General features: G+C 67.5%; 22 protein-coding genes and 1 tRNA gene. 10 read left to right on the forward strand and 13 right to left on the reverse strand.

The features are described 5' to 3' along the window. Positions 1 to 129 precede the first annotated feature (129 nt). From HGR_RS10910 to HGR_RS10935, 6 genes are read left to right on the forward strand one after another with little or no spacing between them, the layout of a single operon-like run. Positions 130 to 963: a branched-chain amino acid ABC transporter permease gene (locus tag HGR_RS10910; protein WP_006298306.1), complete on the forward strand. Its 834-nt coding sequence runs from the start codon at positions 130 to 132 to the stop codon at positions 961 to 963. Then, positions 950 to 2,776: an ABC transporter permease subunit gene (locus HGR_RS10915; protein ID WP_406564777.1), complete on the forward strand. Its 1,827-nt coding sequence runs from the start codon at positions 950 to 952 to the stop codon at positions 2,774 to 2,776. Before HGR_RS10910 ends, HGR_RS10915 begins: the two co-directional genes overlap by 14 nt. Then, a complete protein-coding gene (locus HGR_RS10920; protein WP_006298308.1) occupies positions 2,773 to 3,492 on the forward strand; it encodes an ABC transporter ATP-binding protein in 720 nt (239 codons plus the stop codon). The genes HGR_RS10915 and HGR_RS10920 overlap by 4 nt, the downstream gene beginning before the upstream one ends. 12 nt (positions 3,493 to 3,504) lie before the next feature. Beyond that, complete coding sequence (locus tag HGR_RS10925; RefSeq protein WP_006298309.1) at positions 3,505 to 4,530, forward strand: asparaginase; 1,026 nt, start codon at positions 3,505 to 3,507, stop codon at positions 4,528 to 4,530. Positions 4,531 to 4,539: 9 nt separating this feature from the next. Further along, the gene (locus HGR_RS10930; RefSeq protein WP_006298310.1) at positions 4,540 to 5,697 is read left to right on the forward strand and encodes a transporter substrate-binding domain-containing protein; all 1,158 of its coding nucleotides are present in this window, start codon (positions 4,540 to 4,542) and stop codon (positions 5,695 to 5,697) included. Positions 5,698 to 5,700: 3 nt separating this feature from the next. After that, a complete protein-coding gene (locus tag HGR_RS10935; RefSeq protein ID WP_006298311.1) occupies positions 5,701 to 6,330 on the forward strand; it encodes an ANTAR domain-containing response regulator in 630 nt (209 codons plus the stop codon). A gap of 37 nt (positions 6,331 to 6,367) precedes the next feature. On the opposite strand, the gene HGR_RS10940 is transcribed toward HGR_RS10935, so the two are convergent. From HGR_RS10940 to HGR_RS10960, 5 genes are read right to left on the reverse strand one after another with little or no spacing between them, the layout of a single operon-like run. Further along, a complete protein-coding gene (locus HGR_RS10940) occupies positions 6,368 to 7,300 on the reverse strand; it encodes a hydroxymethylglutaryl-CoA lyase (protein ID WP_006298312.1) in 933 nt (310 codons plus the stop codon). Between the two features lie 60 nt (positions 7,301 to 7,360). Beyond that, positions 7,361 to 9,493 (reverse strand): acetyl/propionyl/methylcrotonyl-CoA carboxylase subunit alpha, encoded by a 2,133-nt coding sequence (locus HGR_RS10945; RefSeq protein WP_006298313.1) that lies wholly within the window; start codon positions 9,491 to 9,493, stop codon positions 7,361 to 7,363. Positions 9,494 to 9,505: 12 nt separating this feature from the next. Beyond that, entirely contained in the window at positions 9,506 to 10,294 is a 789-nt protein-coding gene (locus HGR_RS10950) for an enoyl-CoA hydratase/isomerase family protein (RefSeq protein WP_006298314.1), read from the reverse strand. 43 nt (positions 10,295 to 10,337) lie between these two features. Then, a complete protein-coding gene (locus HGR_RS10955; RefSeq protein WP_006298315.1) occupies positions 10,338 to 11,966 on the reverse strand; it encodes a carboxyl transferase domain-containing protein in 1,629 nt (542 codons plus the stop codon). A 51-nt stretch (positions 11,967 to 12,017) separates the two neighbouring features. Further along, positions 12,018 to 13,268, reverse strand: coding sequence for an isovaleryl-CoA dehydrogenase (locus tag HGR_RS10960; RefSeq protein ID WP_006298316.1), 1,251 nt, complete (start codon positions 13,266 to 13,268; stop codon positions 12,018 to 12,020). 356 nt (positions 13,269 to 13,624) lie between these two features. Here HGR_RS10960 and HGR_RS10965 point away from each other — a divergent pair, with 356 nt between their 5' ends. Beyond that, on the forward strand, positions 13,625 to 14,764 hold the full coding sequence (locus HGR_RS10965; RefSeq protein ID WP_081463519.1) for an AraC family transcriptional regulator: 1,140 nt from the start codon (positions 13,625 to 13,627) through the stop codon (positions 14,762 to 14,764). Between the two features lie 25 nt (positions 14,765 to 14,789). Here HGR_RS10965 and thiC read toward each other — a convergent pair whose 3' ends face one another. Both thiC and can read right to left on the reverse strand, forming a co-directional pair. Then, entirely contained in the window at positions 14,790 to 16,691 is a 1,902-nt protein-coding gene (gene thiC / locus HGR_RS10970) for a phosphomethylpyrimidine synthase ThiC (RefSeq protein WP_006298318.1), read from the reverse strand. Positions 16,692 to 17,048: 357 nt separating this feature from the next. Beyond that, a complete protein-coding gene (gene can, locus HGR_RS10975) occupies positions 17,049 to 17,708 on the reverse strand; it encodes a carbonate dehydratase (protein WP_006298319.1) in 660 nt (219 codons plus the stop codon). Positions 17,709 to 17,830: 122 nt separating this feature from the next. Between can and HGR_RS10980 the strand changes: the two genes are divergently transcribed. From HGR_RS10980 to HGR_RS10990, 3 genes are all read left to right on the forward strand, one after another. Further along, complete coding sequence (locus tag HGR_RS10980; protein ID WP_006298320.1) at positions 17,831 to 18,910, forward strand: MBL fold metallo-hydrolase; 1,080 nt, start codon at positions 17,831 to 17,833, stop codon at positions 18,908 to 18,910. Positions 18,911 to 19,081: 171 nt separating this feature from the next. After that, positions 19,082 to 19,348 (forward strand): helix-turn-helix transcriptional regulator, encoded by a 267-nt coding sequence (locus HGR_RS10985; protein WP_006298321.1) that lies wholly within the window; start codon positions 19,082 to 19,084, stop codon positions 19,346 to 19,348. 3 nt (positions 19,349 to 19,351) lie between these two features. Next, positions 19,352 to 20,695 (forward strand): type II toxin-antitoxin system HipA family toxin, encoded by a 1,344-nt coding sequence (locus HGR_RS10990; protein WP_039853270.1) that lies wholly within the window; start codon positions 19,352 to 19,354, stop codon positions 20,693 to 20,695. Positions 20,696 to 20,772: 77 nt separating this feature from the next. On the opposite strand, the gene HGR_RS10995 is transcribed toward HGR_RS10990, so the two are convergent. The 6 genes from HGR_RS10995 to rsmB form a co-directional block, all read right to left on the reverse strand. Further along, the gene (locus HGR_RS10995) at positions 20,773 to 21,186 is read right to left on the reverse strand and encodes a hypothetical protein (RefSeq protein ID WP_006298323.1); all 414 of its coding nucleotides are present in this window, start codon (positions 21,184 to 21,186) and stop codon (positions 20,773 to 20,775) included. A gap of 262 nt (positions 21,187 to 21,448) precedes the next feature. Continuing rightward, a tRNA-Phe gene (locus tag HGR_RS11000) sits at positions 21,449 to 21,524 on the reverse strand. Positions 21,525 to 21,563: 39 nt separating this feature from the next. Further along, entirely contained in the window at positions 21,564 to 22,328 is a 765-nt protein-coding gene (locus tag HGR_RS11005; protein ID WP_006298324.1) for a response regulator, read from the reverse strand. 56 nt (positions 22,329 to 22,384) lie between these two features. Then, on the reverse strand, positions 22,385 to 24,796 hold the full coding sequence (locus HGR_RS11010) for a sensor histidine kinase (RefSeq protein ID WP_006298325.1): 2,412 nt from the start codon (positions 24,794 to 24,796) through the stop codon (positions 22,385 to 22,387). Positions 24,797 to 24,812: 16 nt separating this feature from the next. Next, positions 24,813 to 25,502 (reverse strand): DUF4390 domain-containing protein, encoded by a 690-nt coding sequence (locus tag HGR_RS11015; RefSeq protein WP_169312697.1) that lies wholly within the window; start codon positions 25,500 to 25,502, stop codon positions 24,813 to 24,815. 55 nt (positions 25,503 to 25,557) lie between these two features. Continuing rightward, positions 25,558 to 26,967, reverse strand: coding sequence for a 16S rRNA (cytosine(967)-C(5))-methyltransferase RsmB (gene rsmB / locus HGR_RS11020; protein WP_006298327.1), 1,410 nt, complete (start codon positions 26,965 to 26,967; stop codon positions 25,558 to 25,560). Between the last annotated feature and the right edge of the window lie 32 nt (positions 26,968 to 26,999).

A 26,999-nucleotide genomic window follows, 5' to 3' on the forward strand; every position in this document is an offset into this window, starting at 1 on the left:
CCGGCCGGGCACGGCCCGTGCTTCGACCCAGGACCCGTGCACCATCAAAAAGAACCGAGGAGCCCTCTGATGACCAGAAAACGCCGTGTTCCCTTCGATCACCCGCTGTCCGACAACTAGGAACGCACCATGGTTCTGCTGCTGGACACACTCACCACCGCCGCGATGTTATTCATCGTCACGGCGGGACTGATGATGATCTTCGGGGTCATGAAGATCGTGAATTTCGCGCATGGCGCGCTGCTGACCCTGGGCGCGTACGCGAGTTACGTGGTCACGCGCCTGCAGCTGGATGCCTGGCTGGCCTGGCCGCTGGCCATCGTGGTTGGCGTGACCGTGGGCATGCTGGTGGAGGCGCTGATCGTGCGCCCGCTCTACAAGCGCCCGCTGGACGCCATCCTGGCGACCTGGGGACTGGGCATCGTGATCGGCCAGTTGATCGTGATGGCCTTCGGTCGCGAGGTGCAGTTCGTGGACGCACCCCTTTCAGGCACTTGGCGGGTGGCTGGACTGGACTATTCCGCCTACCGCCTGATGCTGGTGCCGGTGGCGATCGCCTTGTGCCTGGGACTCACCGGCCTGCTCAGTGGCACGCGCTTCGGCGTGCGCACGCGCGCCGTGATCATGAACGAAGAACTGGCCAGCAGCCTGGGCATCCACTCGGGCCGCGTGCGCTTCATCACCTTCAGTCTGGGGGCCAGCCTGGGCACGCTGGCGGGCGCCATGATCACGCCGTTCTCCAGCGTGGACCCCAACATGGGTCTGCCCTGGCTGGTCAGCGCCTTCATGCTGGTGATGGTCTCGGGCCATTCCATGGTCAGCCTGCTGCTGACCTGCGTCGTCTTCAGCGCTGCCCAGGTGCTGGTCAGCACGTATGCCAGCCCCGTGCTGGGTGGGCTGACCATCGCCGTGCTCGCGGCCATCACGCTGCGCATCCGTCCCAAGGGGTTTGCCCGTGGCTGATACCTCCCTGCATCACAACCAGACATCGCCACAGTCCGCCGCGCCCGTGCGCGCACGGGCCGCGTCCCTCCATCATGTCGTGCTGCTGGCGGCGATGGGCGCGGTGCTGCTGGTCGCGGGCCCCTGGATGTTCGACACCTACCTGCTCAACATCCTGATCAAGGCGTTTTTCTTCGCCATCGCGGCGATCACGGTGGACATCCTTTGGGGCTACACCGGCTACCTGACCTTCGGCCAATCGGCCTTCTTCGGCATCGGGGCCTATGCGGCCGGGCTGACGTTCACGCACGCCGGCTTCAGCGCATCCACGGCGCTGCTGGCGATGGGTACCACGCTGCTGGGCTGCGCCGCCGTGGCCGGCTTGGTGGGATGGCTGTCGTTCTACCGCGGCGCCTCGCCCTTCTTCGCCACGGTGATCTCGCTCGTGCTGCCCATCGTGCTCACCCAGCTGCTGCTCTCGGGTGGCAGCTTCACCGGGTCGAGTTCAGGGCTCACGGGCTACCCGACGTTCGACGGGTCCATCGAGGCCTGGTACTGGGCGGCGGGCAGCCTGCTGACGGTGGCCGGTGTCATCGGCTGGGTGCTGGTGCGCAGCGACGCGGGGCGCATGCTCCTGGCCATCCGCGACAACGAGGCACGCTGCACCTACCTCGGCATCAACACCTCGCGGGTGAAAACCACGCTGCTCATCGCCATGGGCGTCATGGCCGGCATCGCGGGCTTCGGCTACAGCAGCTTCAGCGGCGTGGTCGCACCGGAACTCACCGGCTTCGCGCTGGGCACCGAACTCATCATCTGGGTGGCGCTGGGCGGCCGGGGCACGCTGTGGGGGCCACTGGCGAGCGGGGTGCTGGTCAACGTGGCCACGGCTTACCTGAGCAGCAGCATGCCGTTTGCCTGGCAGCTGATCCTGGGTGCGGCCTTTGTGGTGGTGATCGTGCTGTTCCCGCAAGGGCTCATCCCCCTGCTGCTCCAACCCTTCGGCCTGTCGCGGGACGTGGCGCGCGCGCCGCTGCTGCGGGAGCGGGCCGTCACGCCAGGCGCCCAGGCCTCCGGCACGGCGCTGCGCATGCGGGGCGTGACCAAGAACTTCGGCGCACTCAAGGTGCTGCGGGGCATCGACTTCGAGGCTCAGTCCGGCGAACTGGTGGGTCTGATCGGCCCGAATGGCGCGGGCAAGACCACCTTGATGCGCTGCATGAGCGATGGCATTGAACGCAGCGGCGGCACGGTGGAACTGTGCGGCATCGACATCCGCCAGCTGCCGCCCGAGGTCTGCGTGCACCTGGGTCTGGGCCGCAAGTTCCAGAACGCCAACATCTTCGAGTCACTGACCGTGGCCGAATGCCTGCGCATCGCCGGTACCCGGCTGGAGCGCCCCTCGCTGCTGCGCCAGAACCCGGTACTGCAGCTGCCCGCCTACGCGCTGCACGTGCTGCACACCACGGCGCTGGACCACAAGCTGACCACGGTGGCGCGCGATCTGTCTCACGGCGAGCAGCAGGCGCTGGAACTCGCCATGGTGCTCGCGCTGAAGCCGCGCGTGGTGCTGCTCGACGAGCCCACGGCGGGTCTGACCAAGACAGAGCGCACCCAGATTGGCGAGTTGCTGTCCTCGCTGGCCCATCAGCATGGGTTGTGCTGCCTGCTGGTGGAGCATGACCTCGACCTCGTGGCGCAAATCTCGACCCGCATCGTGGTTCTGCACCAGGGAACGATCGTCATGCAGGGCAGTTTCCAGGAGGTGGTGAATTCGCCCCTGGTCAAGACCATCTACTCCGGCGACGCCCGGCCCCAAGGGGAGCACGCATGAGCGTCACCACGTTTCCACCGGCACTGGCGCTCCACGGCGTCACCAGCGGCTACCGCGGGTCCGTGGTACTGCGCGACCTCACGCTGCGCATCCACCGAGGCGAAGCCGTCGCCCTGCTGGGCAAGAATGGCATGGGCAAGAGCACTCTGCTCAAGACGGTGATGGGCTTTCTGAACAAGCAAGCCGGCACCATCCACCTGAACGGCGAGAACATCACGCGCCAATCAACGCACCACATCGCGCGCCAGGGCGTGGCCTATGCGGCGCAGGAGCAGCCTCTGTTCGCGGACCTGAGCATCCGCGACAACCTGCGCCTGGGCTTGCCGCGAGCGTCACTCTTCGAGGAGCGATTCGCCACGGTGGAGCCCCTGTTCCCGGTGTTTGGCAGTCGACTGGCGCAGCACGCTGGCACGCTGTCGGGCGGTGAGCAAAAGATGCTGCTGCTGGCCCGCGCGCTGATGGCGCGGCCCTCGGTGATCCTGCTGGACGAAATCACCGAGGGTCTGCAGCCTTCGGTGATCGACCGTCTCGCCCAGGCCTTGCTGCGAGAGCGCGATCAGCACGGAACCACCCTGCTGGTGGTGGAGCAGAACGTGCCCTTCGCGCTGCAGCTGACAGACCGCTACCTGATCCTCAAGCAGGGCGAGCTGATCGATGAAGGCGAATCCAGGGTCGATGGCGCCATCGACGCGGTGTACCGTCACCTGCGGGTTTGAGGAGCAAACACCATGGCGCATTCGATGCAGATGCAGACCCAGCCCCCCGTTGCGCTGAACGTACCCTTGTGCCAGCTGATCGCGACAGGTGGCACCATCGCCATGAAGATCGACCCTGTGCGAGGCGGCCCCGTGCCCGCGCTCTCCGGGGCAGACCTGCTGGCCGCCGTGCCGGCCATGGCGCAAGTCGCACGGCTGGAAGTGCGCGAGTTGTTCAACATTCCCTCGGACCACGTGGACGCAACGCACTGGCTGCGCTTGAAGCACGCGGTGGACGAGGCACTGGCACGTCCCGAGGTCACCGGAGTCATCGTCTCGCATGGCACCGACACGATGGAAGAAACCGCCTGGTTCCTCGACCTCGCCATCGACAGCGACAAACCGGTGGTGCTGACGGGCGCCCAGCGCAATGCCTCGGTGCCGGACTTCGACGGGCCGCGCAATCTGCTCAACGCGGCACGCGTGTGCGTCGAGCGGAGCGCGCAAGGCATGGGGGTGATGGTCGCCATGAACAACCAGATCCATGCCGCGCGCGAAGTCAGCAAGACGCACACGTCCGACGTGGAGGCGTTCAAGTCCGGCGATTTCGGCCTGCTGGGCGTGATCGACGAGGACCGGGTGGTCTTCTCGCGTCGGCCCACGCGACGCCTGCATCTGCCGCCGCAATCGGGGGCACTCCCGCGGGTCGAGATCATCCCCATGTTCGCGGGCGCCCGCGGCGATCTGCTGTGCGCCGCGGTCGCTCTGGGTGCGCGGGGCATCGTGGTGCAGGCCCTGGGCCTGGGCAATGTGAACGTTGACCTGCTAGCGGCCGTGAAGGAGGCCATCGCGCAAGGCGTGGTCGTGGCCGTCGCGACGCGCGTGCCCAACGGCCGGGTGCAACCGGTTTACGGCTTCGAGGGTGGCGGTCGCACCCTGCAGGCGGAGGGCGCGGTGTTCACCGACAATCTCAGCCCGCACAAGGCCCGCATCTTGCTCATGCTGGCGCTGCAGAGCGCCACAACCCCCAGTCAGTTGCAAAGCCTGTTTGACCGATGAAGGAACGCCATGCCCGATGACCTGACCCCGCCACGATCAGCCCAGGGAGAAGGCTGGCGCGTTGGCGTGCTGTTTTCGCGCTCGGGGCCCACGGGCGTCACCGAGTCGGAGCACTTCTTCGGCACGGCGCTCGCCATCGAGGAGATCAACCAGCTCGGCGGCGTGCTTGATCGCCCCTTGATTCCCGTGGTCCACGACCCCAAGGGCGATATCGCCGAGTACCGCAAGCTCGCAACGCGCATGCTGCTGGAAGACGAGGTCACCGTGGTGTTCGGCTGCTCGCGATCGTCCAGCCGCAAGGCGGTGTTGCCGGTCATCGAACGCAACAATGCGCTACTCTGGTATTGCTCGTTCTACGAAGGCTTCGAGTACTCGCCCAACGTGATCTACACCGGTGCCGTGCCCAACCAGAACAGCGTGCAGCTGGCGGCCTACCTGATGCAGAACCGCGGCACGCGCTTCTACCTGGTGGGTGCCGACTACATCTACCCGCGAGAGTCCAACCGCGTCATGCGCGACATGGTGGAACAGCATGGCGGCGAGATCCTGGACGAGGTTTACCTGCCCATCGAGGCGAGCGACGTGGAACTCAAGGAGGTGCTCACGGACATCCGCGCGCAACAGCCGGACGTGGTCTTCTCCACGCTGGTGGGCCAGTCAGCGCGGCGGTTCTACCAGCTGTACCCTGAGTTCGGACTGGACCCGAAGAAGATGCCGATTGCCAGCCTGTCCATGGCCGAGGAAGAGATACGCCTGATCGGTCCGGCGCTGTGCGAGGGGCATATCACCTCGGCCACCTATTTCGGCTCGGTGCGCAACGAAAGCAACCAGCGCTTCCAGGCGCTGTGGCGCGAGCGCTTCGGTGATCGGCCCACCAGCACCTGGTCGGAGATGGCCTACACCCAGGTGCACCTGTTCGCGCGTGCCCTGCAACGCGCCGGCGGCATGGACCGGCGCAAGTTGGTGGAAGCGGCGCGCACGGTCTCCTTCGATTCACCGGAAGGCCTCGTGACGGTGGATGCCGAGAACAACCACTGCGCCCTCACGCCGCGCATCGGCATCTGCCGAGCCGACGGGCAGTTCGAGATCGCCTGGGAAGCCTCGGGACCGGTACGCCCCGACCCCTACTTGTCCACCTTCGGCTTCTCCGAGTTCTGGTTGAGGTGAGCGATGAGTTCGAGCCTCCGCCGCCTCTACGAAGATTTGCGCAGCATCAGCGTCACGGTCGTCTACCCACCCGGGGAAGACCGCGACGTGGTGGTGCAACAGCTGCAGCGCATCGGCTGCCGCCTCAAGGTGGTGTGGCCCTTCCCGGCCGAACCCCCCGCGGGCGTGGACGTGATCCTGTTCCAGGTGTCCCAGGACCTGGAGGGCCGCAGCGCCTGGAACGCCAGCGCGGTGGACGCGGCGTTCGTGGCCCTGTCGGACTATGAAAGCCCGACCACGCTCAAGCTGCTGCTGGACACGCGCGCGCACGGTGTCATCACCAAGCCGTTCCGTTCCTCGGGCATCTTGAGCACGTTGGTGCTGGCTCGTGCGTCGCAGGGTTTTCAGCAGCGCCAGCAGGGCAAGATCGAGAAGCTGGAATCCACCATCAAATCGCGACGCCAGATCGAGAAAGCCATCCGCGTGCTGGTGGACTACCAGCGCATGACGGAAACCCAGGCCTACGAGCACATGCGCGAGCGCGCCACCGGCCTGCGCGTGACGGTTGCCGAGGTGGCCGCGATGCTGCTGGAGGCGCACGAGGCCATGGAGAAGTTGGGTTTCGCGACAGCCAAACCCGCGAGCGGGAAATAGAGCGCAGCGCTGACCGCGCGCCGCTCACCCAACGCGCTCACCCCACGCGCTTCGCCCGCACCGCCTTGGACACGCGCGACACCGGCTCGCGCCCCAGCGCGACGCTGATGTAGACGCCTACGTCGATCAGCGCATCCAGGTCGATGCCGGTTTCGATGCCCATGCCGTGCAGCAGGTACACCATGTCCTCGGTCGCCACGTTGCCGGTCGCGCCCTTGGCGTAGGGACAGCCGCCCAGGCCCGCCACGGAGGCATCGAACTGCCAGATGCCCAGTTCCAGGCTGGCCAGCGTGTTGGCCAGGGCCTGTCCGTAGGTGTCGTGGAAGTGGCCGGACACCTGGTCCACGCCATAGTGCCGCAGGGCGGCGTCGAGCGCGCGCTGCACCTTGAGCGGCGTGCCCACGCCGAGGGTGTCGGCCACGCCCACGTGCTGCACGCCGATGTCCTTCATCAACTTGGCCAGCATGCCCACGCGCTCGGGCGCGACCTCGCCTTCATAAGGGCAGCCCACCGTGCACGACATCGCGCCGCGCACCGCGAGGCCGTGCTCCAGCGCCCGCGCGACCACGGGACGGAAGCGCTCGATGCTCTCGGCGATGGAGCAGTTGATGTTCTTCTGGCTGAAGGCCTCGCTGGCCGAAGCGAAGACCACGACATCGTCCGGCCATTCCTCGCGCGGTGCGGCCAGGGCCGCGTCCATGCCCTGCAGGTTCGGCACCAGCACCGCGTAGCGCACATCGCGCGGGTCATCGATGGAGCGACGCAAGCCCCGCATGACCTCGGCGTTGTCGGCCATCTGCGGCACCCACTTGGGGCTGACGAAGCTGGTGACCTCGATATGCTTCAGGCCCGCCGCGCGCAAGCGGCGCACCAGCTCGATCTTGACCCCGGCGGGCACGAACTGTTTTTCGTTCTGCAGACCGTCGCGCGGACCGACATCGACCAGCTGAACATGAGTGGGAAGGTTCATGGCGGTTCTCGAAGGTGTGGGAACGCAGGAGGTGGGCAGGCAAGGGGTGGGAACGCAGCGTCACGACGCTGAGCGCGGCGTGTCAAGCGCGACGGCGGCACCCAGTCTCAGCAGTTCCGCGCCCTCGGCCACTTGATCGCCCTGGGCGTAGAGCAGCGCCTCCACCGTGCCGTCCGCCGGCGCGGTGATGGCGTGTTCCATCTTCATGGCCTCCATCACGGCCAGCACCTGCCCTTGGCGCACGAGGTCCCCCGCGCGGACCGCGAAAGACAGAACCTTGCCCGGCATCGGCGCCACCAGCCGTCCCGCGACCTCATGGGTCGCCGCCGCATCGGTCAGCGCATCGATGTATGTGATGCCGCCCGCGCCTTCGGCGGTGAAGACCTGCCATTGCGCGTGCTGACGGTGAACGGCCACGCTGCGGCGCTCACTCGCCCAGCCCAGGTCCAGCACGCCCTCGGGCAGCGGCTGGAACGAAAGCAAGCCCTCGGCGCTGTCCGCACCCGAGCTGACGGTCAGGTGCCGTTGCTCGGCGGGGCCGTAACGCAAGAGCGCATGCACCTTCTGTTCATGGCACACGAAGTCGAAGCGACGCGTGGCCTGACCCCAGGCCCGCCAGCCGTCGCGTCGCGCGAAAGGTGAGGACGGGGTGACGGGGTGCACGTCCGTGGTCTCGGTGGCCTCGTCCGCCAGCACGCGCGCCACCACGGCCGCGACCCGCAGGGGCAGGCCCAGCGGCTCGCGCCCGAACAGGCGGGCGCTTTCGCGCTCGATCAAGCCCGTGTCCAAGCGCGCGTGCGCGAAGGAAGGCGTCGCCAACACGTGGCGCAGGAACTGCACGTTGTTGGCCACGCCGACGATGCGCACCTGCGCCAGCGCCGCGTCCAGCCGGGCCAGCGCTTCCTCGCGCGTGGCGCCGTGCACGATGAGCTTGGCGATCATGGGGTCGTACCAGGGCGTGATCTCGTCGCCCTCTTCCACGCCGTCGTCCACGCGCACGAACCCCGTGCCCGCGTCGGCCCGCGTGTAGCAGGCGGCGGGCGGCTTGCGGTAGACGGCCAGGCGCCCGGTGGCGGGCAGGAAGCCCGTGTCCGGGTTCTCGGCGCAGAGGCGCGCCTCGATGGCATGGCCGTTGATGTGCAACTGGTCTTGCGTCAGGGGCAGGGACTGGCCCGCCGCCACGCGCAGCTGCCACTCCACCAAGTCCAGGCCGGTGATGGCCTCCGTCACAGGATGCTCGACCTGCAGTCGGGTGTTCATCTCCATGAAGTAAAACTTCATCGGCGTGTGACGCGCACCTGAAGGCACCGCCCCCTGCGCGGACGCATCGTCCTCGGTCGTTTGCTCGACGATGAATTCCACCGTGCCCGCGCCCACGTAGCCGACGGCCTGCGCCGCACTCAACGCCGCGCGGCCCATCTGGCGGCGCAAGGTGTCGGACAGGCCCGGGGCCGGGGCTTCTTCCAGCACTTTCTGGTGCCGGCGCTGCACGGAGCAGTCGCGCTCGAACAGGTAGACCCCTTGACCCTGGGTGTCGGTGAAGACCTGGATCTCGATATGACGCGGGCGCAGCAAGTATTTTTCAATCAACACCGCGTCGTCGCCAAAACTGCGCGCCGCCTCGCGCCGGCAGGCCTCGAGCGCGGCGTCGAAATCCTGCGCGCGCTCGACCACCCGCATGCCCTTGCCGCCGCCACCGGCGCTGGCCTTGATCAGCACGGGGTAACCGATGGCCTCGGCCTCGCGCCGCAGCAGCTCGGGACTCTGGTCCGCGCCGTGGTAACCCGGCACCAGGGGCACGCCCGCCTGTTCCATCAGGCGCTTGGCCTCGGCCTTCAAGCCCATGGCCTGGATGGCCGAGGCCGGTGGGCCGATGAAGACCAGACCCGCGCCCGCGCACGCGCGCGCGAAGTCCTCGTTCTCGGACAAGAAGCCGTAACCCGGATGAACCGCCTCCGCCCCGGTGGCGCGCGCCGCCGCCAGGATGGCCTCGATGCGCAGGTAACTGTCTTGCGGCGCATTGCCGCCCGGCATGACGCTGATGGCCACAGCCTCGTCGCAGGCGCGCACATGCTTGGCATTCGCATCGGCGTCTGAGTACACGGCCACCGTGCGGATGCCCAGGCGCCGCGCGGTCGCGGCGACGCGGCAGGTGATTTCACCGCGGTTGGCGATGAGGATCTTTTTAAACATGCCGTGCCTCCATCACCCCAGCCAAGACGGCTTGCGTTTTTCCAGGAAGGCCAGCACGCCTTCGCGGCCTTCGCTGCTGGCGCGGATGTCGGCGATGCCTTCGACCGTCCAATCGATCAGGGTCTGATCAATGGGGCGACCCGCCACTTCGGCGATCAGCCGCTTGCACGCGCGCACGGCCGCCGGGCCGTTGGCACACAAGGCTTGGGCCAGTTCGTCCACCTTCGCGTCCAGCGCTGTTGCGCTGACCACTTCGTGCACCAGACCGATGCGGTGAGCCTCGGCGGCGTCGAAACGTTCGGCGGTGAGGAAGTAGCGCTGCGCCGCGCGCGCGCCCATGGCACGCAGCACATACGGGCTGATGGTCGCGGGCACCAGGCCGATGCGGGTTTCACTCAGGCAGTAAGCCGCCGTGTCCACGCTGATGGCGATGTCGCAGGCCGCGACCAGGCCCACGCCGCCCGCGTAGGCGTCGCCCTGCACGCGGGCGATGACGGGCTTGGGACATTCGGCGATGGTGCGCAGCATCTCCGCGAGGCGGGCCGCGTCGGCCAGGTTGTCCTCGTGCGTGTAGCCCGCCATGCGTTGCATCCAGCGCAGGTTGGCGCCAGCGCAGAAGGCCGGGCCGTGCGCGCCCAGCACCACGACACGCACCTCGCGCGCTTCGCTGGCGAGGGTGAAGGCGCGCGTGAGTCCGGTGACCAGGGTGTCGTCGAAGGCGTTGCGCGTCTCGGGCTGATTCAGCCAGATCCGCGCGACAGGACCTTGCAGGTCCACGTCGAGCGAGGTGAAGTCTTTCATGCCCTTGGCCTCCTGCATTGCCTTCTGCGTCGGATGTGCCCGCTCACATGCGGAACACGCCGAATTTCGGCTCGGGCACCGGTGCGTGCCGCGCCGCCGCCAGGCCCAGGGCCAGCACGCGCCGCGTGTCGGCCGGGTCGATGACGCCGTCGTCCCAGAGCCGCGCGGTCGCGTAATACGGGTGGACCTGCGCTTCGTACTGCGCCTGGATGGGGGCCTTGAAGGCGGCCTCCTCCTCGGCGCTCCACTGCCCGCCCTTGGCTTCGATGCCGTCGCGCTTGACGGTGGCCAGCACACTCGCGGCCTGTTCACCGCCCATGACGCCGATGCGCGCGTTGGGCCACATCCAGAGGAAGCGCGGCGAGAAGGCGCGCCCGCACATGCCGTAGTTGCCCGCGCCAAAACTGCCGCCGATGATGACCGTGAACTTGGGCACGTTGACGGTGGCCACCGCCGTCACCATCTTGGCGCCGTGGCGGGCGATGCCCTCGTTCTCGACTTTGCGGCCCACCATGAAACCGGTGATGTTTTGCAGGAAGACCAGGGGCACCTTGCGCTGGCCACAGAGTTCGATGAAGTGCGCGCCCTTCTGCGCGCTTTCGCTGAACAGGATGCCGTTGTTCGCCACGATGCCCACCGGCATGCCCTCGATGTGGGCGAAGCCGCAGACCAGGGTGGCGCCGAAGCGGGCCTTGAACTCATGGAACTCAGAACCGTCGACGATGCGGGCGATGACCTCGCGCACGTCGAAGGGCTTGCGGCTTTGCCGGCCTGCTTCGTCCATCGGAATGAGGCCATGCAGTTCCTCGGCGGCATAGGCGGGAGACTGGGGCGGAATGTCGGCATGGGCGATCGGCACCTCGCGCGCGACGTTCAGGTTCGCCACGGCCTGCTGCGCCAGGGCCAGAGCGTGCAGATCGTCACGCGCCAGATGATCCGCCACGCCCGACAGCCGCGTGTGCACGTCGCCACCGCCCAGGTCTTCGGCGCTGACCACCTCGCCGGTGGCCGCCTTCACCAAGGGCGGGCCGCCCAGGAAGATGGTGCCCTGCCCCTGCACGATGATGGACTCGTCACTCATGGCCGGCACGTAGGCGCCGCCCGCCGTGCAACTGCCCATGACCACGGCGATCTGCGCGATGCCTTGCGCGGACATCTGGGCCTGGTTGTAGAAGATGCGCCCGAAATGGTCGCGGTCGGGAAACACCTCGTCCTGGTTGGGCAGGTTGGCCCCGCCCGAATCGACCAGGTAGATGCAGGGCAGGCGGTTGACCTCGGCGATCTCCTGCGCGCGCAGGTGCTTCTTGACCGTCATCGGGTAATAGGTGCCGCCCTTCACCGTGGCGTCGTTGCAGACGACCATGCAGTCCACGCCGCTCACGCGGCCGATGCCCACGATCAGGCCCGCGCCGGGCGCTTCGTCGCCGTACATCGCATGCGCGGCCAGCGGCGCGATTTCCAGAAAGGGCGAGCCCGGATCCAGCAGTTGCAACACGCGCTCGCGCGGCAGCAGCTTGCCGCGCGCGACATGCTTGGCACGAGCGGCTTCACCACCGCCCTGCTCGACGCGGGCGAACTGCGCGCGCAGGTCCTCCACCAGGGCGCGCATGGCGGCGGCGTTGGCTTGAAAGGATTCCGAGCGCGGGTTGAGTTGGGAATGGAGCTTGCTCATGGCGACCGGTGTGTGCAATCGGTGATCCGTGCTGCCCTGGCCCTGCGGGGGTCAGGCGGTTTCGGCGTACAGCTCGCGACCGATCAGCATGCGGCGGATTTCCGACGTGCCCGCGCCGATCTCGTAGAGCTTGGCGTCGCGCCACAGGCGCTCGACCGGGAAGTCGCGGGTGTAGCCCACGCCGCCCAAGGCCTGGATGGCCTCGCCCGCCATCCACGTCGCTTTCTCGGCGGCGTAGAGGATGGCGCCCGCCGCGTCCTTGCGCAAGGTGCGCGCGTGCGCGGCACTGTCGCAGGCGCGGCCCACGGCATAGACGTAGGCGCGGCAGGCTTGCCAGGTGCTGTACATGTCGGCCAGCTTGCCCTGCATGAGCTGGAACTCGCCGATGCTCTGGCCGAACTGCTGGCGCTCGTGCACATAGGGCAGCACCGCGTCCATGCAGGCGGCCATGATGCCCAGCGGCCCGCCGCTGAGCACGGCGCGCTCGTAGTCCAGGCCGCTCATCAGCACCTTGGCGCCATGGCCCACGCCGCCCAGCACATTGGCCTCGGGCACCTCGCAGTGGTCGAAAAAAAGCGGGTAGGTGTTGCTGCCGCGCATGCCCAGCTTGTCCAGCTTGGCGCCGTGCGTGAAGCCGGGCCAGCCCTTTTCCACGATGAAGGCGGTCATGCCGCGGGCGCCCCCGCCTGCCGCCCGGCCGCCCGAAGGCGGGCGAGCCCCCTCGGGGGGCAGCGCAGCGTGGGGGCTTCCATCGTCAGCATCGGTTTTTGCGTAGACCACCAGCACGTCGGCATCCCCGCCATTGGTGATCCACATCTTGCCGCCGCTGAGCAGGTAAAAACCGTTCTTCGGTTCGGCCTTGAGCTTCATGCTGACCACGTCACTGCCCGCGTTGGGTTCGCTCATGGCCAGCGCGCCGACATGCTCGCCGCTGACCAGTTTGGGCAGGTACTTTTTCTTCTGCGCCTCGCTGCCATTGCGGTGGATCTGGTTGACGCAGAGGTTGGAATGCGCGCCGTAGGACAGCCCCACGGAAGCCGAGGCGCGCGAAACTTCCTCCATGGCGATGATGTGGGCGAGGTAGCCGAGGTCGACCCCGCCGTATTCCTCGGCCACCGTCATGCCGTGCAGACCGATGCCGCCGAGCCGCGCCCAAAGCTCGCGCGGGAAGTGGTTGTCGCGGTCGATGGCCGCGGCGCACGGCGCGATCTCCTCGGCGCAGAAGTCGGCCACCGCCTCGCGCAGTTCGTTCAAGGTGTCGCCCAGGCCGAAGTCCAGGCCGGGCAATGGGCGTGCGGGCATGCGCTTGTCTCCTTGGCCCGGGCCCTGCGCGCAGGGCCCGGCGGGTCTTGTGTGTTTTTCTCAGCGTCGGCGAAACGCCTGTTGCTGGCACCGCAGCTTAGGCGCTCAGGCGGCGCATTTGGTGCCAGAATGGTTGCAAATTGCGCCACTGCATTGAATCCAGGGTAAGCCCCAGGGGCGACGCTGGTGCGAGCTCTGGTTCAAGTTCTGGGCGGGTGCGGGAGCTGGATCGGCTCGGTCTTGTCGCCCGAGCAGGTGCCGCCCTTATGCCGCCCCTAAGCAGCCCTTATGCCGCTCTTGTGCTGCCCCCAGCGACCGGTGCACCTTGAGCTTCCACCACGCCTTTTGCTGTGTTCATGTCCAGCCCCGCCGCCCTGCCGACCCCACCCGCCCAGTCGATTCGACGGGCGAGCCCACCCGCACGCGCCACGCGCCCCGCCACGCCCATGGGTTTTGTGCGGGCCATCGTGCAGGCCTACACCGACCGCGACCTGGACCCGTCGGCTGCGCTGCAAACGGCACAAATTACGCCAACAGAACTGGCGCGGGCGGACGCTCGGGTCAGCGCCGCCCAATTCGAAGCCCTGAACGCGCACGCCATGCAGGAGCTGGACGACGAGGCGCTGGGTTGGTTCAGTCGCCCGCTGCCCTGGGGCAGCTACGGAATGCTCTGCCGCGCCTCGATCACCGCGCCCGACCTGGGCGTGGCCCTCAAGCGCTGGTGCCGCCACCACCGCCTGCTGGTGGATGACATCGCCCTGCGGCTGGAAGTGAGCCAGGGCCTGGCCTCGGTCTGGGTCGAGGAGCGGCACCCCGGCGTGTTTCCCGAGCCCGCCCTGCGCGAGTTTTGTCTGGTGTCCACGCTGCGCTTTCTGCACGGTTACGCAAGCTGGGCCATCGACTCACGCCTGGCCCTGCGCGCGGCGCTCTTCCCCTATGCCGCGCCAGCGCATGCCGATGTGTACCCGCTGATGTTTCCCGGACCCGCGCAGTTCGACACGCCCCAGGCGCGGGTGACTCAGGCCGGCTTGTGCTTCGACGCCAGCTACCTGGCCCTGCCCCTGCGGCGCGACGAGAACGCGCTGCGTGCCATGCTGCAGCGCGCCCTGCCGCTGACGGTGCGCCCCTATCGGCGCGACCGCCTGCTGGGCCAACAGGTGCGCGAAGCGCTGCGCGCGCCGCCCGCCAAGCCTCTCGGGGGAGCGAGCGCGGGCATCGACTCCGCGCATACCGCGCACGCGCTGGCGGCGAGGCTGCACATCTCCGCGCGCACCCTGCACCGGCAACTGCAAGCCGAGGGCCTGACGCTGCAAACGCTCAAAGACGAGGCCCGCCGCAGCCAGGCCGAGGACCTGTTGCGGCGCACGCAGCGCGCCATCAAGCAGGTGGCGCTGGCGACGGGCTTTCGCAACGAAAAGAGCTTTGCCCGCGCCTTCCGCGCCTGGACGGGCCAGAGTCCCTCGGAGTTCCGGCGGCAGGCGCAGCCAGATCGATGACGACTTGAGCCTGGGCGTGGACGTATCAGTCCGCGCGCGCCACGGGAATGTAGATCTCCCCGCCCTGGCGACGGAACTCGGCCGATTTCTGGGCCATGCCCGCGCCCAGCGCCTCGCCGTCGCTCACGCCCTGTGTCTTGGCGAACTCACGCACCTCCTGCGTGATCTTCATCGAGCAGAACTTCGGTCCGCACATGGAGCAGAAATGCGCCACCTTGGCCGCGTCCTTGGGGAGCGTTTCGTCGTGGAATTTCTGCGCGGTGTCCGGGTCCAGCGAGAGGTTGAACTGGTCCATCCAGCGGAACTCGAAGCGCGCCTTGGACAGCGCGTCATCGCGCGCCCGCGCACCGGGATGGCCCTTGGCCACGTCGGCCGCGTGGGCGGCGATTTTGTAAGTGATGAGGCCGGTCTTCACGTCCTCGCGGTCGGGCAGGCCCAGGTGTTCCTTGGGCGTGACGTAGCACAGCATGGCCGTGCCGAACCAGCCGATCATGGCCGCGCCGATGCCGCTGGTGATGTGGTCGTAGCCCGGCGCGATGTCCGTGGTCAAGGGCCCGAGCGTGTAGAAGGGCGCCTCGCCGCAGTGCTTCAATTGCTCCGTCATGTTGGCTTGCACCAGGTGCATGGGCACGTGGCCGGGGCCTTCAATCATGGTTTGCACGTCGTGCTTCCAGGCGATCTGCGTCAGCTCGCCGAGGGTGCGCAGCTCGGCGAACTGGGCTTCGTCGTTGGCGTCCGCGCCGCTGCCGGGGCGCAGACCGTCGCCGAGCGAGAAGCTCACGTCGTAGGCCTTCATGATGTCGCAGATCTCTTCGAAGCGCGTGTAGAGAAAACTCTCCTGGTGGTGCGCGATGCACCACTTGGCCATGATGGAGCCGCCCCGCGAGACGATGCCCGTGACGCGGTTGGCCGTCAGGTGGATGAAGGGCAGGCGCACGCCCGCGTGGATGGTGAAGTAGTCCACGCCTTGCTCGGCCTGCTCGATCAGCGTGTCGCGGAAGATCTCCCACGTCAGGTCTTCGGCCACGCCGCCCACTTTCTCCAGCGCCTGGTAAATCGGCACGGTGCCGATGGGCACGGGCGAGTTGCGCACGATCCAGTCGCGCGTGGTGTGGATGTACTGGCCGGTGGAGAGGTCCATCACCGTGTCCGCGCCCCAGCGCGTGGCCCAGACCAGCTTTTCCACCTCTTCCTCGATGCTGGAGGTGACGGCCGAGTTGCCGATGTTGGCGTTGACCTTGACCAGGAAATTGCGCCCGATGGCCATGGGCTCCAGCTCGGGGTGGTTGATGTTGGCCGGGATGATGGCGCGCCCGCGCGCCACTTCATCCCGCACGAACTCGGGCGTCACCACCTGCGGAATGCTGGCGCCGAAGCTGTGGCCACCCAGCCGCTGTTCGCGCGCAGCGTCAGCCATGTAGGCGCGTGTCCATTCGAGGCGCTGGTTCTCGCGCAACGCGACGAACTCCATCTCGGGCGTGACGATGCCGCGCCGGGCGTAGTGCATCTGGGTGACGTTGGTGCCCCTCTTCGCCCCGGACAATGACGCCGCGCGAGCGCGTCGGGGCGCACGCTGCAAACCTGCGGCCTCAGCCCGCAGCGCGGCCAGGGCATCGGTCTCGCCGCGCTTGAGGCCATCGTCCAAGGCGTAGGGCACGCGGCCCGTGTAGGCCTCGGTGTCACCGCGCTCGGTGATCCAGCGCTCGCGCAGCGCGGGCAGGCCCTTGCGCACGTCGATGGCGGCTTGCGGGTCCGTGTAGGGCCCCGAGGTGTCGTAGACCGTGACGCGCTCGCCATTGCTCAGCGCGATCTCGCGCAGCGGCACGCGCAGGTCCGGCCGCGAACCGGTGAGCCAGGTCTTGCGCGAGGCCGGCAAGGGCGCGCGCGTGAGGGTGAGGAATTGATCGAGGCGATCCGGTGCGTTCATCAGTCAGTCTCCGTGCAAGTTGAGGAATTGCTCGGAGAAGACGACTTGCAAAGACGGTTCACTGAACGCGAACCATGGACGGCTGGGAAGTTCCCCAGGCCAGCAAGGCGGGACAGACCGGCAGCGGTTGCCACGAGTGCTCGCGGGACGAAAAACACGAGCACGCAGGCTGCTGAGTCAGGCTCTTCTTACGCCGGTACAAACCGGATCAAGTTCGCGGGTTCGGATTACCGTCTCAGCAGGTCAGGCCTGCACCCCGGGCAGCGGCGACTGTACAGGAACTCGGCGCCGATGAGAACCGGCATGCTGAACCCGCCTGCGGGAGCGCCGAGCCTTGACCGCAGGGCGAATGGCGACTCAGCCCCGCGGCATCACCGCCACGGCTGCCAGGGCCTGGCGGTAGGTCTCTTCCAGCGTCTCGGTGCTGTCGACGTTGATCTTCAGGTCTTGCAAGAGGCCGTCGTGCAGGCCGAACACCCAGCCGTGCAGGGTGACCTTCTGCCCGCGCGACCAGGCGTCGAGCATGACGGTGGTCTGGGCCACGTTCACGACCTGCTCGATGGCGTTGAGTTCCACCAAGGCGTCATGGCGGTACTTCTCCGGCAGGCTGTCGAGCAGGGCGCGGTGACGGTCACGCACGTCCATGATGTGGCGCAGCCAGTTGTCGGCCAGGCCGATGCGCGCGCCTTCCAGCGCGGCCTGCACGCCGCTACAGCCGTAGTGGCCCACGACCATGATGTGCTCGACCTTGAGGCGCTCCACCGCGAACTGCACGGTGGACAGCACGTTGAGGTCCGACGGCACGACGATGTTGGCCACGTTGCGGTGCACGAAGACTTCACCCGGGTCCAGGCCGGTGATCTGGTTGGCGGGCACGCGGCTGTCGGAACAGCCGATCCACATGTACTTGGGCTGCTGCTGCGCGCGCAGGGCGCTGAAGAAGCCGGGGCGCTCGCGTTCCATCTGCGCGGCCCAGGCGCGGTTGTGGGCGAAGAGGTCTGCAGGGGTTTTGCTCATCCGCGCATTCTCCCCGATGCGCCTGAGACCGGCTCTTGCGCCCAGACGACACGCCTTGGCGGCACGGCGCGAACGGCACCCGCTGCATACAATGGTCCGATCCCCGACCCCACTGGCTGCGCATGAACGAACTCGAACGCGAATTGCATTACCCACTCGGAGACACCCTGCCCGTGGCGGGCGGCGCGCTGGAGATCGCGCCGGGTGTGCGCTGGATACGCATGGCCCTGCCCTTCGCGCTGGACCACATCAACCTCTGGCTGCTGCGCGACGAGATGGAAGGCCCCAACGGCCCGTTGCAAGGCTGGACGGTGGTGGACTGTTGCGTCAGCCGCGACGAGTCCAAGGCCTTGTGGGAACAAATCTTCGTCGACGCACTCGATGGCCTCCCCATCCTGCGCGTGATCGTCACCCACATGCACCCCGACCACGTGGGGCTGGCGCATTGGCTTTGCGCGCGCTGGAGCACGCCTGATCGTCCTTGCCGCCTGTGGATGAGCGCGACCGACTATTACCTCGCGCGCATCGGTTCGGCCGGCAGCAATGGCTTCGGCGGCGAGGGCGCGGCCCAGTTCTTCGCCGCCCATGGCCTGCGCGACCCGGAGTCCATGGACAAGGTGCGCGAACGTGCCCTGTACTACCCCAGCCTGGTGCCCGCCGTGCCGACGCAATTCGTGCGCCTGATGGACGGCGACCTGGTGCGCATCGGCGCGCAGCAATGGCGCTGCATCAGCGGCCATGGGCACGCGCCCGAACACATCGCGCTCTACAACGAGGCGCAGGGGCTGCTGATCGGCGGGGACATGATGCTGCCGCGCATTTCCAGCAACATCAGCGTGTTCGAGTCCGAGCCGGAATCCAATCCCTTGAAGCAGTTCCTGCAATCCATCGACAAGTTCCAGTGCCTGCCCACGGCCACGCTCACCCTGCCCTCGCACGGCAAGCCCTTCACCGGCCTGCACAAGCGCATCCGCCAGTTGCACGACCACCACCGCGAGCGCTTGGCCGAAGTCATGGCGGCCTGCGCCGAGCGCCCGCAGTGCGCGGCCGACATCCTGCCGGTGATGTTCAAGCGCAAGCTGGACCTGCACCAAACCACCTTCGCCATGGGTGAGGCCATCGCCCACCTGCACGCGCTCTGGTTCGAGGGAAAAGTGCGGCGCACGCGGGACGAGGACGGGGTGTACCGCTTCCGCGGCTGAACGCACTCGGGCGCCATCGCCCGCACGCACTCCCTGTGCCGGAGCGATACAGTCCCGCGGCGGCCGTCTAGAAAACAGTACAAAAGCTGTATTTTAGAAAAACAATCTATTGGCTGTAAATCAAAATAACATGCTATAAAGCGTAAACATAATATACAACCAATAGATTGTATGAATGACTACCCGGTTCGCACCCCCGACCAGCTGCCCACCCTGCTCCAGGCCTTCCGCAAGCAGGCCGGCCTGACACAAAACGAGGCCGCACTGCGCCTGGGCGTGACGCAGCAGACCTACTCGGCGCTGGAACGCAATGCCGAAACAGTCGGCACGGGCCGGCTGCTGAAGCTGCTGAACATCCTGGGTGTGGAACTGGTGCTGCGCCCGATCACGCCACAGCCCCCCGCCGCAGGCGACGACCGCCGCCACCCGGTCTGGTGAGCCATGGGACGGCTCTCCCACACCCGCAAGCTCGGGCTCTGGATGAACGGCGCCTTCGTCGGCAGCTGGAGCCAAGCCCCGAACTCGCCCGACACGCTGCAGTACGACCTGGCCTGGATCCAATCCGAAGCGGGCCGACCTCTGTCGCTCTCCTTGCCCTTCACGCCGGGCAACCGGCCGCATCGCGGCGACGCGGTGCGGGCCTATTTCGAGAACCTGCTGCCCGACAGCAAGACCATCCGCGACCGGATCGCGCGGCGCTACCAGGCCGGCTCCGCCGAAGCCTTTGCCCTGCTGGCGCAGATCGGGCGCGACTGCGTGGGCGCCCTGCAGCTCTATCCCGACGGCATGGCGCCCGCCGGGCCCGACACGGTGCAGGCCAGCCCCTTGAGCGAATCGGACGTGGCCCAGGTGCTGCGCGGCACCGTGGCGCCAACGATCGCCACGGAACTCCCCGACGACGACTTCCGCATCTCCATCGCCGGTGCGCAGGAAAAGACCGCGCTGCTGCGCGTCGACGGCCAGTGGTGCCGCCCCCATGGCAGCACGCCCACCACGCACATCTTCAAGCTGCCCATGGGCCTCGTGGGCAACCAACGCTACGACCTCAGCCATTCCGTGGAGAACGAATGGCTCTGCGCGCTGATCCTGCGGACCTACGGCTTGCCGGTGGCGAACTGCGAGGCGCTGCAGTTCGAGGACATGAAGGCCTTGGTGGTCGAACGCTTCGACCGCCGCTGGTGGGGCGAGGAAGGCCAGCGGCAGTTGATTCGCCTGCCGCAGGAAGACCTGTGCCAGGCCACCGGGACCCCGCCTCACCTCAAATATGAAACCGACGGCGGACCCGGCATCGACACCCTGCTGCGCCTGCTCAACGGCTCGACGCAACGCGAGGTCGACCGGCGCACCTTCTTCCAAGCCCAGGTGCTGTTCTGGATGCTGAGCGCGACCGACGGCCACGCCAAGAACTTCAGCCTCTTCCTGCGCGCGGGCGGACGGTACGAACTCACGCCCTTGTACGACGTGCTCTCGGCCTACCCCTTCCTCGGCGAAGGCCCCGGCAAGCTCTCACCCCACAAGGCCCGGCTGGCCATGGCGGTGCGGACGAAAAACGCGCACTGGAAAATCCGCGAGATCTTGCGCCGGCATTGGGTGGACCTGGGCGAGGCCCAGGGCGTGCTCAGCGCCGACGGCCGCCCGGCGTCGCAGTTGATTGACGACCTCGTGGCACGCACGCCCCAGGTCGTGGCGACCGTGCGCGGTCAACTTCCGCGGGGCTTTCCGCCGCAGGTGGCGGACAGCATTTTGGAGGGCTTGATGGAAGCGGCGCAGAAGCTGGCGGGGTGAGTGCGGGTGAGGGCTCGGACGACGGGGACGCCGAAGAAGACGATCAGTTCAAAACAGTCCGCCCCTGCCCCGGAGACTCACAATGTGCTGGCGGAAGAAGAGTGCGAAGAGGCAGGCACCGCAGCACCGCCCCACGACGCCAGCAGGTAATCGGCCAACTGGTCCGCGACATCGTTGTCAAAGCTCATCAGCAACTCCGGCGCCTGGGCTTCGGCGGCGGATTTCAGAACGCCCGCCAAGCTTTCTCGTTGTGCCTCGGTCACCGCATGGTGGTGCCGCTTGGCCAGGCTGGCCACGGTGGCGTCGCGCAGACGGTCCGAGCCGAGCACGTGCCAGGCATAGTCAATCTCATACCGTTCAAACGCGTCCTTGAGACTTTCACCGTTCTGCTTGGCTTCCTGCGCGAAGTGGTGCAGCGTGCGGGTGCTCAGGGTGCTCATGACATAGGCCATGGACGCGTCATGATCGGTCGCGGATTTATCGAGGTTCATGGAGAACTCCTGGTGAGATGGCGCGTGAGCACCAAACGCATCGGCACTCCACCGCGTGGGCGAGTTGCTGACTGACGCGTGACAGTGATCCAGCCACGAGCGCCACCAAGGTGGCGGCCAGTGCCTGGCACGAAAACGGCGCTGGGCCGAACGGGGAAATCGCCACCGGGGCTGCCTCGGGTGCGGTTCAAGGCGCCGAGCGGGATGGCGTGAAAAACAAAAAGCCATCCCAGAGCAGGGATGGCTTTTTTTGAAGAGATTCTGGTGGCCTGGGGCGGAATCGAACCACCGACACGCGGATTTTCAATCCGCTGCTCTACCAACTGAGCTACCGGGCCGTGAGCCGCAGATTATAGCAGCAAAGTCGGACCGAACTTTCAGAAACCGGAGGGCGGGCCTTGGAGGCTGTCGAGGCCTTCGTCGCGTCCGTCCTCGCCACTCGCTGCCACGGGTGCGGAGCGCTTGCCGCGGCCCAGGTCCACGCCGAGCTGCTTGAGCTTGCGGTAGAGGTGGGTGCGCTCCAGGCCGGTTTTTTCGGCGACGCGGGTCATGGAGCCGTTCTCGTGCGCGAGGTGGTATTCGAAGTAGGCTTTCTCGAAGTCGTCGCGCGCTTCGCGCAAGGGCTTGTCGAGCTGGAAGTGCTGCTTGGCCGGAGGACCGGGATCGACAGGAACCAGCACCGGAGATTCCGCGGGCACGGCGCCTGTGAACGAGACCGGCGCCCCCATCACGGAACGTGGCGCGGGCGCGGCGGAGGCGGGGGACGCGGGCGTGCCACTGTTGCGCGCCAGGCCCTGCTCCACGGCCTTGAGCAGTTTTTGCAGGGTGATGGGTTTTTCGAGGAACGCCTGCGCGCCGATCTTGGTGGCGGCGACCGCCGTCTCGATGGTGGCGTGCCCGCTCATCATGATGACGGGCATGGTCAGCAGGCCGGCGGCGGACCATTCCTTGAGCAGGGTCACGCCATCGGTGTCGGGCATCCAGATGTCGAGCAGCACGAGGTCGGGGCGTTCGCGCTGACGGGCCTCGCGCGCCTGCGCCGCGTTCTCGGCCAACTCAACCGCATGGCCCTCATCGTTGAGGATTTCCGAGAGCAGATCGCGGATGCCGAGTTCATCATCGACGACCAGAATGTTTGCCATGGTGTGAACGCAGTGATCTCGAAACGATGGGTAAGGCGCGGCAGGAGGAGTTGACTTCAGGTCGCCACGGCGGGCGACTCCACGGTGAATGATAACGACACTTGCGCGCCGATCACTTGATCCTCGGCAACACGGTTGGAAAGATCGATGCGCGCGCGGTGATCGTCCATGATCTTCTTGACCACGGCCAGCCCCAAGCCGGTGCCCTTGGCCTTGGTGGTGACGTAGGGCTCGAAGGCACGCTTGAGGATGGCGTCCGGAAAACCCGTGCCCCAGTCCAGCACCGACAGGCGCACCCGGCCGCGCGCGGGGTTCCACTGGGTGCGCACGAGCACGGCGAATTCCGGGCCGCTGCGCCCGGCAGTTTCCGTGGCGTCCTGGGCGTTCTGCAGCAGGTTGTGCAGCACTTGGCGAAGTTGCTGGGCGTCACCCCGGATGAGTGGACAGGCGGGGTCCAGCTCGGTGCGCATCAGCACATGCGGCGACGGCGTCGGACCGGCCAGCAGCGAGAGCTGCGGCGAGGGCTGGGCATCACCGAGGTAGAGCTGCAGCACATCCTGCACCAAGGCATTCAGGTCCAGCGGCTTCAGCTCGGCCGCGGGCAAGCGCGCGTAGTCGCGGAACTCATTCACCAGGCGCTTCATGGCATCCACCTGGTCCACGATGGTCTTGACGGACTTGGTGACCACGGCCTGCTCGGCGGGCTCGACCTTGCCCGTGAGTTTTTTCTCCAGCCGCTCGGCGGAGAGCTGGATGGGCGTCAGCGGGTTCTTGATCTCATGCGCCAGGCGGCGCGCGACCTCGCCCCAAGCCTGGGCACGCTGGGCCGAGACGATGTCGGAGATGTCATCGAACACCAGCAGCCACAGGCTGCGGCCCTGCACGCCGCCGGGCAGTTCAGCACCGCGCACCACGAGGGTGAGCACATCGCGGTCTTTGGTGCCCATCAGGTCAGCGATCTCGGAGGCGCGCTCGTCCGAGCGCAGCAAGCCCAACTCGATGGACTGCTGCCAATGATCGAGTGAGCGCTCGCCCTGCTCCGCGCGCTCGGCGACGAAATGTTCAAACTGCAACCGGACCTGGCGCGCGAAGTCTTCCAGCCCCGCGATCTCCGGCAAGCGGCGGCCCACCCACGGATCCACCGGCGTGCGCAAGGCGCCGCGCAGGATCAGCTCCGCCCCTGGGTTGACGGACTGGATCACGCCCTGCGCGTCCAGCACCATGACGCCAGCCGTCAGGTTGTCCAGGATGGTCTGCAAATTCTCGCGCGCGGCGCTGACTTGGCCCATGCTGGCCTCGACCGCTCGTCGAGCGTCCGCGAGCTGCTGGGTCATGTCGGCGAACGAACGGGTCAATCCGCCCAGCTCGTCGCGGCCTTGCAGCGCCGCTTTGGGGGTGAGGTCACCGGCCGCCACCTGGCGCACGCCCTCGGCCAGCAGCAACAAGGGCTGGGTGATCTGGTTGCCCAGGGCCACGGCCAAGAGCACGGCACCGAAGATGGCGAGGAAGAGGCTGAGCGTCAACGTGCCGATGTACATGCGGCGCAGCCCTTGGCGGGCCAGCGAACGCTCCTGGTATTCATTGCGGGCCGCGGACACCGCCAGGGCGTTGGTCACCAGGCTTTCGGAGAGTGTCTGCGTCAGCTCCAGATAGCGTGGCTCATCCAAGGCGCCCAGGCTCATGCTGCGGCTAGGCACGTTCGGCATGCTCACCAGCGCTTGAATGCGGGCCGGCGCGGGGGCCAAGGCGTTGGCATCCTCGAGGCCCTCAATCCAAGTCACCACCTGCTGGCGGCGCGCACGCTCCAACTGCGTGGTGGCGGGCCGTTCCGTGTGCAAGGCGAAGCGTGAATCCCCGGCGCTGGCCAGCATGCGCAGGGACGCCCCCTGGGCACGCCAGAGCACGGCGTCGTGCACCTCCAGCTGATCGCGCAGACGCTCCAGCATCAGTCCCGCCTCCACGTCGGAGACATCCTGCAACTGGCCCGCCGCCAGCCTGGCCTTGGCGGCCAGATCGTTGGACAGCGAATCCAGCGTCGCGCGGCCCAGGTTCAGGCCGGCCTCCAACGCGCCTTCCACCTGCACGTCGAACCAGCTTTCAATGGAGCGCGCGACGAACTGGTAGGACACCACGTAGATCAGCAAACCAGGCACAAACCCAGCCAGGGCAAATACCAGCGACAGCCGCAGCAGCAGACGGCTGCCGAAGCGACGTTCGCGCAGGTGGCGCAGCAAACGCACCGCCACCCAGCCGATGGCGATGAACAGCGCGACGGCCACCACGACGTTGAGCGCGAACAGGCGACCATAGTGGCGTTCGTACAGTTCGTGCTTGCCGGTGGCCTGGGTCAGCAAGAACAGCAGCACCAGACTGAGTGCCACCACGATGGTGAGCAGTACCAGCAGGACCAGCCGCAGTGAGCCCGGAGAACGGGCCACGGCGGAGAGGCGGGGCAGCAAGGGTTTCACACCGACACCTTGGCGGTCAATCCAGGCGCTCGACGGTGAAAGTACGCTGGCGGTTCAGGTCCAACTCCCAGCCGTCATCGCCCAAGGCGCCGATCTGCAAGGGGCGCGGCAGTTTGTCGGTGTCGAGATGAAAGTGGAACTCGATGCGGTGGTCGTCTTCGGCTTCCAACGCGGACCAATCGGCGACCCGCCATTGCGTGATGTGCTGAATGACGGTCAGGGCCTCGTCCAGGCTGTCAAAGGTTTGGGCCAGTGCGGCGTTGCCGGCCCGCGCTGACGATGCTGCGCCCACGCTGAGGCGCCAGCGCTGCGTGAGCGGCTGGTAGACCAGACGCCATTGCCGCTGCGCGCGGCTGACGCGACTGTCCAGCCACCACCAGCGCTCGCGGTAGATCTCGACCTCGGCCGTGAAGATCACGGACAGTCCTTTGTACAAAGCATCGCGCACCGGCTCAGGCAAATCGAAGCGCAGGCGGACACCCAACTCCAAGGCGTCCCCCTGGCGGCGCAGTTGCAAGGCACTCACCGTGGGCGCCTGGGAGGTACGGGCCACCCCAGGCAATGAGGGCGCAGTGAGCGCGGGCGCAGGAGGCGGGACTGGCGCGGGGACGGAATTGGTCACCGCTTCGACGGCAGCCTGGTCTTCGGCCGTGCCGGGCACGGCCTGCGCTGCCTGGGCAGCCGGGGTTTGCGCCCACCCCAGCACCACGAGCGGGAAGGCAACGCCCCAAATCAGGGCATGCCGCAGCCGAGCCGAGACGTCAGCCCCCCTCTTTTGACAACAGCGCGTAATAAAAGCCATCGTGCCCACGGATGGCATTGTCCGTGAGCGCCTCGGATTGAATCGCTGAATGAGGCCATAAATGCCCCGGAGCGGGTCGCAAGGACGCCTCTTTGTTGTGCGCAAGAAACGCCAGCACCTGTTCTTCCCCCTCCGCTTTGAAAACGGAACAGGTGCAGTAGAGCATCCGACCGCCCGGGAGCAGGCGCGGCCAGAGGGCCGCCAGCAGCCGCGCCTGCTGGCGGGCCAGGTTGGCGATGTCGCTTTCCCGGCGCAACCAGCGCACGTCCGGGTGCCGCCGCACGATGCCCGAGGCGGTGCAAGGCGCGTCGAGCAGGATGGCGTCGAAGCGGAGGTCATCCCCCAACCCCGCCGCGCGCCAAGCGGCGGCTTGGCCCGCGTCGGCCGCGACCACCTGGGCGCGCAAGCCCAGGCGTTGCAGGTTCTCGTCGATGCGCCGGCAGCGTTCGGCGTCCACGTCCAGCGCGATCACCTCCGCGTCCAGGCCGCGCGCGGCGATCAGCTCCAGCAGATGCGCTGTCTTGCCGCCCGGAGCGGCACACGCGTCCAGCACACGGATGGGGCGGCCGGGGGTCCGCGCGGCTGGCAGGTCATCCAGCAACAGGGGGGCCGCCAGTTGGGCTGCTGCGTCTTGCACGGACACGCGACCTTGGGCAAAGCCGGGAATGCGGTGGACCGGCAGGGGCTGCTCCAGCGTCACGCCTTGCGCGCCATTGCGCCAAGCGGCCAGGCCGGCCACCTGCAGGTCGGCGAGGTAGGTCTCCACCGGGCCTTGCGCGAGGTTGACGCGCAGGGTCAGCGGGGGTGGGTTGTTGTTGGCGTCCAGCACGGCCTGCCAATGCGCGGGCGCCTCCTGCCGCAGACGCTCGATCCACCAGCGCGGGTGGTTCCACCGCGCCACGAGGGCGGTGGCCGGGTCTTCGTCGATGTCGGCCAGCAGGTCCACGCGCTCGCGCAGGAAGCGGCGCAGGCAGGCATTGAGGAAGCCCGCGCTGTTGCTGACGGAGCGCGAGCCATGGCGCTTGGCCGCCTCCACCGCCTGGTTGACCAAGGTGTGGGCGTCGTAGTCCTGTGCCTGCGTGCTGGCCAGCGCCAGGGCCAAGCACAGCAAGGCGTCCACCGCGGGCACGGGCTTGCGCGGGGCGAGCAGGGCCCGCAGCGCTTCGGCACGGCCCAGACCGCGCAGCGCGGCGTAAGCCAGGGCCTGCACGCCGGGGCGCAGGCCGGCGGCCACGGCCTCGATCGCGTCACTGGCGGAACGGCCCGCGCGCACGGCGGCCAGCACCTGGGCCGCCGCCTGCAGCTGCTGCCACAGCTCGGGCGCGCGCGCGGAAGCGGAGGGAACGGGAGGGGAAACGTCAGCGGTCATGCGGCACAAAGAAAAACGCCCCAAGGCGCGAG

The sequence above is a fragment of the Hylemonella gracilis ATCC 19624 genome (assembly GCF_000211835.1).
Classification (GTDB): Bacteria; Pseudomonadota; Gammaproteobacteria; order Burkholderiales; family Burkholderiaceae_C; genus Hylemonella; species Hylemonella gracilis.